The following is a 10,831-nucleotide window of genomic DNA, read 5'->3' on the forward strand; positions in this document are numbered from 1 at the left end:
GGGGGAGAGCGGGGCGGAGGGGAGGGGTCAGGGCGCCTCGACGTAGACGGAACGGCCGAGCTCGACGAACTCCCGGCTCTTCTCGGCCAGCCCGGCACCCACGGCCTCGGACTCCGCGAGACCGCGCTCAGCGGCATACCGCCGGACGTCCTGGCTGATCCGCATCGAGCAGAACTTCGGCCCGCACATCGAGCAGAAGTGGGCGGTCTTGGCCGGCTCGGCGGGCAGCGTCTCGTCGTGGAAGGCCCGCGCCGTGTCGGGGTCGAGCGAGAGGTTGAACTGGTCCTCCCACCGGAACTCGAACCGGGCCTTGGACAGGGCGTCGTCCCAGTCCCGCGCGTACGGGTGGCCCTTGGCGACGTCGGCGGCGTGCGCGGCCAGCTTGTAGGTGATGACGCCGGTCTTGACGTCGTCGCGGTTGGGCAGGCCGAGGTGCTCCTTGGGCGTGACGTAGCAGAGCATCGCCGTGCCGTGCCAGGCGATGTGGGCGGCGCCGATGGCCGAGGTGATGTGGTCGTAACCCGGCGCGACATCGGTCGCGAGCGGGCCGAGCGTGTAGAACGGCGCGCCGTGACACCAGTCCTGCTGCAGGTCGACGTTCTCCTTGACCAGGTTGAGCGGCACGTGGCCCGGCCCCTCGACCATGACCTGGACGTCGAACTCCCACGCGCGCTTCGTCAGCTCGGCCAGGGTGCGCAGCTCGGACAGCTGGGCCTCGTCGTTGGCGTCGGCGGTGCAGCCGGGGCGCAGGCCGTCGCCGAGGCTGAACGCGACGTCGTAGCGGGCGAAGATCTCGCACAGCTCGTCGAAGTGGGTGTAGAGGAAGTTCTCCTCGTGGTGGGCCAGGCACCAGCCGGCCATGATCGACCCGCCGCGGCTGACGATGCCGGTGATCCGCTGCGCCGTCAGCGGCACGTAGCGCAGCAGCACGCCGGCGTGGATCGTCATGTAGTCGACGCCCTGCTCGCACTGCTCGATCACGGTGTCGCGGAAGACGGGCCAGGACAGCTTCGACGCGTCACCGTCGACCTTCTCGAGGGCCTGGTAGATCGGGACGGTGCCGATCGGGACGGGGGAGTTGCGCACGATCCACTCACGCGTCGTGTGGATGTCGTCGCCCGTCGAGAGGTCCATGACGGTGTCGGCGCCCCAGCGGGTCGCCCAGGTGAGCTTCTCGACCTCCTCGGCGATCGAGCTCGTGACGGCCGAGTTGCCGATGTTGGCGTTGATCTTGACGAGGAAGCGCCGGCCGATGACCATCGGCTCGCTCTCGGGGTGGTTGACGTTGCTCGGGATGATGGCGCGGCCGGCCGCCACCTCGCTCCGGACCAGCTCGACGTCGCAGCGCTCGCGGGCCGCGACGAACTCCATCTCCTTGGTCACGACGCCGGCGCGGGCGTACGCCATCTGGGTCGGCCGCTGGCCGGCCTTGCCGCGCAAGGGCGCTCGGCGTTCGCCCCGCCACTCGCGGGACGCCTCGCCACGGCGGACGGCAGAGCGGCCGTCGTCGGCGAGGTTGCGCTCGCGGCCGTCGTAGATCTCGACGTCGCCGCGCTCGGCGATCCACTGGGAGCGCAGCGGCGCGAGCCCCTCCTCGGGCACGCTGCCCGGACCGGACGTGTCGTAGAGGCGGAAGGGCGCGTTTCCGTCCGCGAGGGTCACCTCGGTGAACGGCACCGGTATGCCGCTGGGCTGGCTCGGCACGTAGACCTTGCTCCGCGCGGGGTTGGCCTGAGTCATCGTGGGGCTCCTTGGCTGTGGGGGGCGTTCGTGGGGTCAGGGGTGGCTTCGAAGCAGGTGGTGCGGGTGTGGGCGACCGGGCCGCGGCCGGAGCCGAGTCGCCAGGGCGCGGACGTGCGCAGGGCGTGCCGCACGAGGCCCCGGGCGGACAGCACAGCGTCGTGAGTGGTGTGGCCCCGGGCTAGGAAGGCGGCGGCGGCCGAGGCGAACGTGCAGCCGGTGCCGTGGTCGTTGTCCGTCGCGATCTCCGGGGACCGGAACACGACGGTGCCTGCAGGGCCGGCGAGGACGTCGACCCGCTCGGTGCCGTCCGGGGTGCGGACGGTGCCGCCGGTGACGACGACGGCGCGCGAGCCGAAGGCGAGCAGGGCGCCGGCGTGGTCGGCCTGCTCATCGACGGACCGTGCCGGCACGGTCCCCAGGAGAGCGGCCGCCTCGTCGGTGTTGGGCGTGACGAGGTGAGCATGCGGGAGCAGCTGCTCCCGGAGCGTGGCGACCACCCCGTCGGCCGCGAGTGAGTGGCCGCTCGTCGACACGAGGACCGGGTCGACGACGAGGCGGGGCAGGCGACCAGCCGCGGCGACTCGGGCGACGGCCTCGGACAGCTCCGGCCGGCCGAGCATGCCGACCTTGACCGCTGCGGGTGCGAGGTCCCTGAGGACGCACTCGATCTGGGCGAGGACGACACCGACGGGAACCGGATGGATGTCGTGGACGCCGGTCGTGTCCTGCACGGTGATCGCGGTGACGGCACTCGCGCCGTGGACGCCGAGCGCCGCGAAGGTGGTGAGGTCGGCCTGGATGCCGGCGCCGCCCCCGCTGTCGGAGCCCGCGATGGTCAGCGCCACCGGTGGCGTGTTCACTGGACGAACCTCGTTGCCGCCGTGGCTGACTCCCTGACCGATTCGCTGACCGATTCGCTGACCGACTCGCTGACCGACTTCAGGACCGCACGCATCGCCGCCTCAGGGTTCTCGGCGCGCATGAGGGCACCCATGACGGCGACGCCGTCGGCACCGGCCCTGACCCAGGAGCCGGCGTTCACCTCGTCGACGCCCCCGAGGGCGAGGATCGCCGGGGTCCGGACGTACTCCGCTCGGACTGTGGAGATGAGGTCGGCCACGCCGGCCGTGCCGAGTGCGGGCCCGTGACCGGGCTTCGAGGCCGACGCTGCGACGGGGGAGAGTGTCACGAGGTCGAGGCGCTCGTCGCAGGCGCGGCGCAGCTCCGCCAGATCGTGGCAGGAGCGCCCCACCCACGTGGTGGGCCGGTGGAGGTCGGCCGGCACGGGCTCGTCGCGACGTAGCTGCAGCACCCACCGCGCCGAGTCGATGTGATCGATCGGCCCCGACATCGCTCCATCACCTCGAATCAGGGGGAGGGGGGAGGCGACGAGGAGGAGCGCCCCGTGCGCGGCGCAGAGCTGACCTGCCGCGGCGACGAGGGCCGCGCGCTCCTCGATGGGCAGGTCGCGCTCCCGGACGAGCACGCCATGGGCGCCGCCGTCGAGCACGGCGCCGATGACGTCCAGGACGGACCGGCCGGCGGGCAGCTGCGACCGGTCCGTGACCGCGATGACCAGACCCCGGACTGGCCGGTCGGCCGGATCGGGCCCGACCCGGCCCGCGGGCGACGGAGTCACGACTCGACCAGCCCCTCCGTGGGCGAGGATGCGAGCGCCAGTCGGCGCATCGGAATGCGGCCGGCGCGGCGCGCCAGCCAGCCTGCTTCGACGGCATGCCGCATGGCCAGGGCCATCGCCTCCGGGTCCTCGGCCCGGGTGACGGCCGTGGCCAGCAGGACGGCATCGCAGCCGAGCTCCATGGCGAGCGCGGCGTCGGACGCCGTGCCGATCCCTGCGTCGAGGATGACCGGCACGTCGACGAGGTCGCGGATCAGCTCGATGGCATGGGGGTTGCGAATCCCGAGGCCGCTGCCGATCGGCGCGCCGAGCGGCATGACCGCCGCGCACCCGACGTCGACGAGGCGCTGGGCTGCGATCGGGTCGTCCGTCGTGTAGGGGAGGACGACGAAGCCGTCACGGACCAGCGCCTCGGCGGCGTCGATCGTCTCCACGACGTCCGGCAGCAGGGTGCGGTCGTCGGCGATGACCTCGAGCTTGACCCAGTGGGTCTCGAGGGCCTCGCGCCCCAGCCGGGCCGTGAGCAGAGCGTCGCGGGCGGTGCGGCAGCCTGCCGTGTTGGGGAGCAGGCGCACCGAGCACGACGCCAGCAGGTCGAGGAGCCCGCCGACGCCGTCCTTGGGAACGCGGCGCAGGGCCACCGTGACGAGCTCGGTGCCGGAGGCCCGGATCGCCGACTCGAGGCTGGCATGGCTCGTGGCACCGCCCGTGCCCAGGATGAGGCGGGACCCGAGCGGTGTGCCGTCGATGGTCAGCACATCCGCAGGGGCGGTCGCCTGGCCGGTCGGCTGATCGGTGGCTCGGGACACGTCAGCCTCCCTGCATCGCGGTGACGATCTCGACCTCGGCGCCCGGGCTGAGCCGCTCGGAGGCCCAGAGGGAGCGCGGCACGATGACGCGGTCGAGGGCGATGGCGATCCCGCGGCTCGGCAGGTCGAGGGCTGCCACCAGCCCGGCCACGGTGGTGTCGGGCGGGACGAGGCGTTCCTCCCCGTTCACGATGACGTTCATGGACCCTCCGTCCTGGAGAAGCGCTGCGGGGCAAAGTGGTCCGCGTGCTGGGGAGACGGCTGGCCGAGCACCTCCGCGAGCACCGCCTCAGCGGTGAGGGGCGCGAGGAGAATGCCGTCGCGTCCATGCCCGGCGGCGACGACGAGTCCATCGATGCCGACCGCGCCCACGATCGGCAGGTTGTCCGGAGTGGCCGGGCGCAGCCCCGACAAGGACTCGACGAGGACGGCCTCGGACAGCTCGGGAACGATCTCGATGGCGTCGTGGAGCAGGTCGTGCACCGCCCCGGCGGTCACACTCGCGTCCGGTCCCACGTCCTCGCTCGTCGCCCCCACCACCACCTCGCCGCTGCTCCTCGGCACGAGGTAGACGAACCGGCCGTGGACGGAGGCTCGCACGACACGGTGGAGCACGTCGGGTGCCGCGGGACGCAGCCGCAGCACCTGGCCCTTCAGCGGACGGATCGGGACGTGCAGGCCAAGGCCGGTTGCGAGGTCCGTCGTGGCCCAGCCGCCCGCGAGCACTGTGACGTCCGCGTGGCACGGACCGCCGCCGTCGGGGCAGGCCGCCTCGGATGCCGGCACGGCGCCGATGACCCGCCCGGCCCGCAGCTGCGGACGGGCGTGCACCCGCCGGAACTCGCCGCCGAGGCGGGTGATGGCCACCCGCAGCGCCTGCGCCACCTGCCGCGGGTCGACGGACGACTCGTCCTCGATGAGGAGGCTGCCGGCCAGACGGGGCGACAGGGCCGGCTCGAGGCGCCGTGCAGCTCGGCTCGGGAGCCGGTCGACGCTGCGGTGGTGCCGCTCGAGGAGGCGCGCCTGCCGGGCCAGGACCAGCTCGTCGTCGTGGTCCGCCGCGACGAAGAGCGTGCCTTCACGGCACAGCTCGACCGGGAGCCCGGAGTCAGCCGAGAGCTGCTCGGCGAAGGTGGGCCAGCGCGCGGCAGACGCGATGCTGGCGGCAAGGAGGGCCTCGTGCCCGAAGGTGGCTTCGCTCGACGGCGTGATCATGCCGGCTGCTGCGTTCGTCGCGCCGCCGCCCACGCTCGGGTCGAGCACCGTGACGGCGCAGCCCGCACGAAGCAGCTGCCAGGCGCTGGCCAGGCCGATGATGCCTCCGCCGACGATGGCGACCCGAGTCCTCGTGGAGACCCCTGACTCCACGAGGACCGGGTGCCGGCTCAGGGGGCGCGTGGTGCTCATGCCCGCACCTCGTCCCGGTGCTGAGCTACCGGAACGGGGCGGCGCTGGCCGGGGGGACCGTCGAGGGCCGCGGCGAGCGCCGTTGCGACAGCGGCGGGGTCGGCGGCCGCCGAAAGGGCGGTGACGACGGCCACGCCGTGCGCGCCGGCAGCGCGAAGATCGGAGACGCGTTGTGGGGTGACACCTCCGATCGCGATGACGGGGAGCGCGGTGGCTGCGGTGAGGGCGGCGATGCCGTGCGGTCCGAGGGGATCGGGGAGGCCCAGCTTGGTGGCCGTCGGGTGGACGGGGCCGGCTCCGAGGTACGTGGCGCCGTCCGCCTCGGCGGCGCGAGCCATCTCTGGGTTGCGGACCGTGGCGCCGACGATGAAGCCGTTCGGCGTCAACCGCCGCACCGCCGCGACGGGGAGGTCGTTCGCTCCGAGATGGACGCCGTCGGCCCCGGCGGCCAGGGCGATGTCGACCCGGTCGTCCACGAGCACGAGGGTGCCTGCGGGGCGGGCCAGTTCGAGGACCGCCGTCGTGAGGGCGAAGACCTCACGGTCGGTCCGGTCCTTGGCACGGACCTGGATGGCCGCCATGCCGGTTGAGATCGCGCACCGCACCTCGGGCAGCGGGTCCCGGCCATCGCGGGTGTCGGTGAGGACGTGCAACCGGGGAAACGGTCGGTGGTTCTGCGTCATCGCAACTCCTTGGTCCCTGCGCCGGCATGATCCGGATCAGGTTGGGACGGTCGGGGCCGCGTCAGCCCCCTCTCAGCCCGGTGCGCCGGACTCCCGTGAAGGACGGTGGCAACCATAGCGACCCCGTCGGTGGTCCGCATCCCGGGGGGTCCACGCGTGTCCTTTGTGGAGGGCGGGGCCACTCGAGTGGAGGTCGTGGGCACGGGTGTGGAGGGCGGGGCCACTCGAGTGGAGGTCGTGGGCACGGGTGTGGATGGCGGGGCCACCCGAGTGGAGGCGGGACGGGAGTGCGGCGCGGGACGCCTACCCTTGAAGCATGTCCACCACCATCGACCCCGCGGTCGTCGAGCACGTCAACGAGCTCGCCGACCGCGCCCGCGTCGCTTCCCGCCGGCTGGCCCAGCTGAGCCGCGCCGAGAAGGACGCTGCCCTCCACGCCCTCGCCGACGCCCTCGTCGCCGCGACCCCGCAGATCCTCCAGGCCAACGCCCAGGACCTCGAGCGCGGCCGTGCCCAAGGAATGAGCGAGGCCCTGCAGGACCGGCTGCGCCTCGACGAGCAGCGCGTTGCCGCCTCCGCACAGGGACTGCGCGACATCGCTGCCCTGCCCGACCCGGTGGGCGAGATCGTCCGCGGCTCAACGCTGCCCAACGGCCTGCAGATCCGTCAGGTGCGCGTGCCGATGGGGGTCGTGGGCATGATCTACGAGGCCCGCCCCAACGTCACGGTCGACGCGGCCGGGCTCGGCCTCAAGTCCGGTAACGCCGTCATCCTCCGCGGCGGCTCCGCTGCCGGCGCGACGAACTGGACGACCGTCATCGCCCTCCGCCTCGCGCTCGCCGCCCAAGGGCTGCCCGAGGACGCCATCACGTTGCTGGGGGAGGGCGGCCGCGACGCCGCCCGGGCCCTGATGACGGCACGAGGCCGGGTCGACCTCGTCATCCCCCGCGGCGGAGCGGACCTCATCCAGACCGTCGTGCGAGAGTCGACCGTCCCGGTCATCGAGACCGGCGTCGGCGTCTGCCACGTCTACGTGGACCGGGCGGCCGACCTCGACAAGGCCATCGCGATCGCCTTCAACGCGAAGACGCACCGGCCGAGCGTGTGCAACGCCGCAGAGTCCCTGCTCGTCCACCGGGACGTCGCCGCCGACTTCCTGCCCAAGGCCCTCACCGACCTCGCCAACGCGGGCGTGAAACTGCACGTCACGCCTGAGGTCAGGCCCTATGCGGAAGCCAGCTCAGCGGCATACGAGCTGGCGTCGGAGCATGACTTCGACACGGAGTGGCTCGCCCTCGAGATGAACGTCGCGGTGGTCGACGACCTCGACGCCGCCATGGAGCACATCCGTCGACACGGCTCCGGGCACACCGAGGCCATCGTCACGGAGGACCGGGCTGCGGCGCGCCGCTTCACCGCAGAGGTTGACGCCGCTGCCGTGATGGTCAACGCGAGCACGCGGTTCACCGACGGTGGAGAGTTCGGCTTCGGCGCGGAGATCGGCATCTCCACGCAGAAGCTGCACGCCAGGGGCCCGATGGCCCTCCCGGAGCTCACGACGACGAAGTGGATCGTCGAGGGCGACGGCCAGGTCCGCTGACTGCGTCGTGACACTCGCACCCACCAGTGCGCCGGGCCGGGACTGCGCACTGGCATGATGGCGCGCCATGGAGGGCACTGAGGTCCGCAAGCTCGCGCAGCTCGAGGGACAGCACTGGTGGTACCGGGAGCGGCGACACCTGCTCCAGGAGGCGATCCGTGACCTGACCCCGGGCCGGGCCCTCGACATCGGCGCAGCCGGGGGCGGCAACACGATGGTGCTGCACCGGGCCGGGTGGCAGGCCACCGCGCTCGAGTACAGCGCCGAGGGGGCCGAAGTGGCGCACGAGCGCGGGCTGCCCGTGCTGCGCTCCGACGCGACGAGCCTGCCGCTCGCGGACGACTCGCTGGACCTCGTCGTCGCCTTCGACATCCTCGAGCACCTCGCCGACGATGACGCGGCAGTCAGCGAGGTCCACCGCGTGCTCAAGCCGACCGGGGCCTACCTGGTTGCCGTGCCCGCCGACCCGAAGCTGTGGTCGGCCCACGACGAGGCCGTCCATCACCTGCGCCGCTACACCCGGCCCGAGCTGCTCGCACTGCTGGAGCGCGGCGGCTTCGCCATCGACAGTGTCCGCTCCTGGAACGTCCTGCTGCGGCCCGTCGTGGCTCTGCGGCGGCGGTCGTCCACCGGTTCGGACCTCGAGGACCTGCACCCCGTCGTCAACGCCGGTCTGCGGGCCATCATCACCGCTGAGCGGTACCTGCCGGTGGGCACGCTGCCCGGCGTCAGCCTGCTCGTGAAGGCCCGGCCGCGAGGCTGAGCCAGGCGTCAGCCCAGCGGAGCCGGGTTGGCGGGCGCCGGTGCCTTCGTCGCCCCGTCCTGGTCCCGCCGCACGCCCTGGGTGGGGATGTGCTCCTCGCGCGGGGTGGCCGGCAGCGGGGTGTCGGTCGGCCCGTGCCGGGGCGAGCTCTCGGCGAGGGAGTCGTAGGCGACGAAGTAGGTCGGGCGGCCCTGGAGCTGCGCGTACATCCGGCCGATGTACTCGCCGAGGATGCCGACGCACACGAGCTGCACCGCGCCCACTCCTGCGACGATCGCGACGGTCGACGTCCAACCGGCCACGGTGTGGCCCTGCGCTCGCGCCACGAGCCCGTAGATGATCAGCAGGATCGCGAACACCGCACCGACGAAGCCCGCGATCGTCGCGAGCCGCAGCGGAGCGGTCGAGATCCCGGTCAGTGAGTCGACCGACAGCCGGATCATCTTCATCAGCGGATACTTCGTGGAGCCCGCCGCGCGCTCCTCGCGCTTGTATTCCACCGTGTCGGAAGGGAAACCGAGCGCGGGCACCACGAACCGCAGGACCCGGTTGTGCTCCGGCAGGCTGTTGACCGCGTCCACGGTCGCCCGGGACATCAGCCGGAAGTCCCCGGCGTCGGCGTGGGCCGACGTGCCGGACATCACCCGGATGAACCGATAGAAGGTCTGGGCTGAGACGCGCTTGAACCACGTGTCGGTGGAGCGGTCGTTGCGCACGCCGTAGACGACGTCGACGTTGTCGCGCCGGGCCGCCTCGAGCATCTCGGGAATGACCTCGGGCGGGTCCTGCAGGTCGGCGTCGAGGGTGACGACGTAGGCGCCCCGGGCCGCGGCCAGCCCGGCCGAGATGGCCGCCTGGTGCCCGGCGTTGGCGCGCAGCCGCAGCACCCGCAGGGCCGGCCACTCGCGGTGGTGGCGGTGCAGGAGGGCCGGCGTCAGGTCCTTGCTGCCGTCGTCGACCGCGACGACCTCGTAGGTCACGCCCATGCCGTCGAGAAGGGGGCGCAGGCGCTGAACGAGCAGCGGCAGCACGTCCTCCTCGTTGTACATGGGGATCACGACGGACAGTTCGGGGACCATGGGCTCCAGCCTACGGCCCGGCGTGGGTGGCCGCGGCGGCGCACAGTCGCGCCCGGCCCGTTTCCCCGGGCCGCGGCACCCCGTCGACATCGATCGGACGGGCGCTCCTGTCCGGCGGGGGTCGGACGGTACGCTGTGCCGCATGTCTGATCGTGTCCTGACCCTGGTCGCGCAGGGCGAGGAAGCCACGCGCGAACTGCCCATGCCGTTCATCGCCTACTTCCTCATCACCTTCGCCCTCTTCCTCGTGGCCCTCGGCGTCACGTGGACCTTCCGCAACACGGCCCACAAGGTGCCGATGTCCACCCACGTCGACCAGCACGGTCGCATCCAGATCGAGGGCCACCCGAGTCACCCCGATCACGTGGAGGGGACGCACCACTGAGCACGCGCCGCCGCATCGGGGTCATGGGTGGGACCTTCGACCCCATCCACCATGGCCACCTCGTGGCGGCCAGCGAGGTCCAGGCGCTGTTCGGCCTCGAGCAGGTCATCTTCGTCCCCACCGGACAGCCCTGGCAGAAGTCGCACGCCGAGGTGTCTCCGGCGGAGCACCGTTATCTGATGACGGTCATCGCGACGGCGTCCAACCCGCGCTTCACGGTGAGCCGGGTCGACATCGACCGGCCGGGGCCCACCTACACGATCGACACCCTGCGCGACCTGCGCGCCGAGCTGCCGGACGACGAGCTCTTCTTCATCACCGGCGCCGACGCGCTGGCCGACATCCTCGGCTGGAAAGATGCCGACCGCCTCTGGCAGCTCGCCCACTTCATCGGCGTGACCCGTCCGGGTCACCTCCTGTCGGACAAGGGCCTTCCCGAGGACCGGGTCACGCTCCAGGAGGTCCCGGCCATGGCGATCAGCTCGACCGACTGCCGCGCGCGGGTGGCCGCCGGGGAGCCGGTCTGGTACCTCGTGCCCGACGGGGTCGTCCAGTACATCAACAAGTACTGCCTCTACACCGGGGCGCCGTGTGGCGCGCCCCCCGTCGAGCCGCTCCGCCTGGGCGTCGCCTCGGCGTTGCCCGAGGCAGTCCCGTCGCAAGGAGACCAGTGACAGCAACATCCCATGCCCTGCAGCTCGCCAAGGCTGCTGCGGACGCCGC

At 72.4% G+C, this 10,831-nt stretch carries 12 protein-coding genes and 1 riboswitch; of the genes, 4 read left to right on the forward strand and 8 right to left on the reverse strand.

The genetic code is table 11. From position 1 onward, the window contains the following. Positions 1 to 27: 27 nt before the first annotated feature. The 7 genes from thiC to thiE form a co-directional block, all read right to left on the reverse strand. On the reverse strand, positions 28 to 1,740 hold the full coding sequence (gene thiC / locus OO014_RS18060; protein WP_272463717.1) for a phosphomethylpyrimidine synthase ThiC: 1,713 nt from the start codon (positions 1,738 to 1,740) through the stop codon (positions 28 to 30). After that, positions 1,737 to 2,603 carry a bifunctional hydroxymethylpyrimidine kinase/phosphomethylpyrimidine kinase gene (thiD, locus tag OO014_RS18065; RefSeq protein WP_272463718.1) on the reverse strand — a complete coding sequence of 289 codons (867 nt, stop codon included), beginning with the start codon at positions 2,601 to 2,603 and terminating at the stop codon, positions 1,737 to 1,739. Before thiD ends, thiC begins: the two co-directional genes overlap by 4 nt. Beyond that, positions 2,600 to 3,382, reverse strand: a complete 783-nt coding sequence (locus tag OO014_RS18070) for a thiamine phosphate synthase (protein ID WP_272463719.1) — start codon at positions 3,380 to 3,382, stop codon at positions 2,600 to 2,602. Before OO014_RS18070 ends, thiD begins: the two co-directional genes overlap by 4 nt. Then, positions 3,379 to 4,191, reverse strand: coding sequence for a thiazole synthase (locus OO014_RS18075; RefSeq protein WP_272463720.1), 813 nt, complete (start codon positions 4,189 to 4,191; stop codon positions 3,379 to 3,381). Before OO014_RS18075 ends, OO014_RS18070 begins: the two co-directional genes overlap by 4 nt. Position 4,192: 1 nt before the next feature. Further along, entirely contained in the window at positions 4,193 to 4,393 is a 201-nt protein-coding gene (gene thiS, locus OO014_RS18080) for a sulfur carrier protein ThiS (protein ID WP_272463721.1), read from the reverse strand. After that, positions 4,390 to 5,598: a glycine oxidase ThiO gene (gene thiO, locus OO014_RS18085; RefSeq protein ID WP_272463722.1), complete on the reverse strand. Its 1,209-nt coding sequence runs from the start codon at positions 5,596 to 5,598 to the stop codon at positions 4,390 to 4,392. The genes thiS and thiO overlap by 4 nt, the downstream gene beginning before the upstream one ends. Next, the gene (gene thiE, locus OO014_RS18090) at positions 5,595 to 6,281 is read right to left on the reverse strand and encodes a thiamine phosphate synthase (protein WP_272463723.1); all 687 of its coding nucleotides are present in this window, start codon (positions 6,279 to 6,281) and stop codon (positions 5,595 to 5,597) included. Before thiE ends, thiO begins: the two co-directional genes overlap by 4 nt. Then, positions 6,277 to 6,388, reverse strand: a riboswitch (TPP riboswitch). Its footprint overlaps the gene before it by 5 nt. A gap of 209 nt (positions 6,389 to 6,597) precedes the next feature. Here thiE and OO014_RS18095 point away from each other — a divergent pair. Together OO014_RS18095 and OO014_RS18100 are read left to right on the forward strand one after the other, a co-directional pair. Continuing rightward, on the forward strand, positions 6,598 to 7,881 hold the full coding sequence (locus OO014_RS18095; RefSeq protein WP_272463724.1) for a glutamate-5-semialdehyde dehydrogenase: 1,284 nt from the start codon (positions 6,598 to 6,600) through the stop codon (positions 7,879 to 7,881). 67 nt (positions 7,882 to 7,948) lie between these two features. After that, complete coding sequence (locus OO014_RS18100) at positions 7,949 to 8,644, forward strand: class I SAM-dependent methyltransferase (protein WP_272463725.1); 696 nt, start codon at positions 7,949 to 7,951, stop codon at positions 8,642 to 8,644. Positions 8,645 to 8,652: 8 nt separating this feature from the next. Here the strand turns inward: OO014_RS18100 and OO014_RS18105 are convergent, their stop codons facing one another. Further along, the gene (locus OO014_RS18105; protein WP_272463726.1) at positions 8,653 to 9,723 is read right to left on the reverse strand and encodes a glycosyltransferase family 2 protein; all 1,071 of its coding nucleotides are present in this window, start codon (positions 9,721 to 9,723) and stop codon (positions 8,653 to 8,655) included. 142 nt (positions 9,724 to 9,865) lie between these two features. Here OO014_RS18105 and OO014_RS18110 point away from each other — a divergent pair, with 142 nt between their 5' ends. Then, on the forward strand, positions 9,866 to 10,108 hold the full coding sequence (locus OO014_RS18110) for a hypothetical protein (RefSeq protein ID WP_272463727.1): 243 nt from the start codon (positions 9,866 to 9,868) through the stop codon (positions 10,106 to 10,108). After that, positions 10,105 to 10,782, forward strand: coding sequence for a nicotinate-nucleotide adenylyltransferase (nadD, locus tag OO014_RS18115; protein ID WP_272463728.1), 678 nt, complete (start codon positions 10,105 to 10,107; stop codon positions 10,780 to 10,782). Before OO014_RS18110 ends, nadD begins: the two co-directional genes overlap by 4 nt. The last annotated feature ends 49 nt before the right edge of the window (positions 10,783 to 10,831 follow it).

It is taken from the genome of Intrasporangium calvum (assembly GCF_028446585.1).
GTDB classification, from domain to species: domain Bacteria; phylum Actinomycetota; class Actinomycetes; order Actinomycetales; family Dermatophilaceae; genus Intrasporangium; species Intrasporangium calvum_A.

Excerpts from the sequence above, each read along its gene's own strand:
- thiC (WP_272463717.1), bottom strand. The coding sequence starts at position 1,740 with ATGACTCAGGCCAACCCCGCGCGGAGCAAGGTCTACGTGCCGAGCCAG.
- thiE (WP_272463723.1), bottom strand. The coding sequence starts at position 6,281 with ATGACGCAGAACCACCGACCGTTTCCCCGGTTGCACGTCCTCACCGAC.
- OO014_RS18105 (WP_272463726.1), bottom strand. The coding sequence starts at position 9,723 with ATGGTCCCCGAACTGTCCGTCGTGATCCCCATGTACAACGAGGAGGAC.
- thiS (WP_272463721.1), bottom strand. The coding sequence starts at position 4,393 with ATGAACGTCATCGTGAACGGGGAGGAACGCCTCGTCCCGCCCGACACC.
- OO014_RS18110 (WP_272463727.1), top strand. The coding sequence starts at position 9,866 with ATGTCTGATCGTGTCCTGACCCTGGTCGCGCAGGGCGAGGAAGCCACG.
- thiO (WP_272463722.1), bottom strand. The coding sequence starts at position 5,598 with ATGAGCACCACGCGCCCCCTGAGCCGGCACCCGGTCCTCGTGGAGTCA.
- OO014_RS18100 (WP_272463725.1), top strand. The coding sequence starts at position 7,949 with ATGGAGGGCACTGAGGTCCGCAAGCTCGCGCAGCTCGAGGGACAGCAC.
- OO014_RS18095 (WP_272463724.1), top strand. The coding sequence starts at position 6,598 with ATGTCCACCACCATCGACCCCGCGGTCGTCGAGCACGTCAACGAGCTC.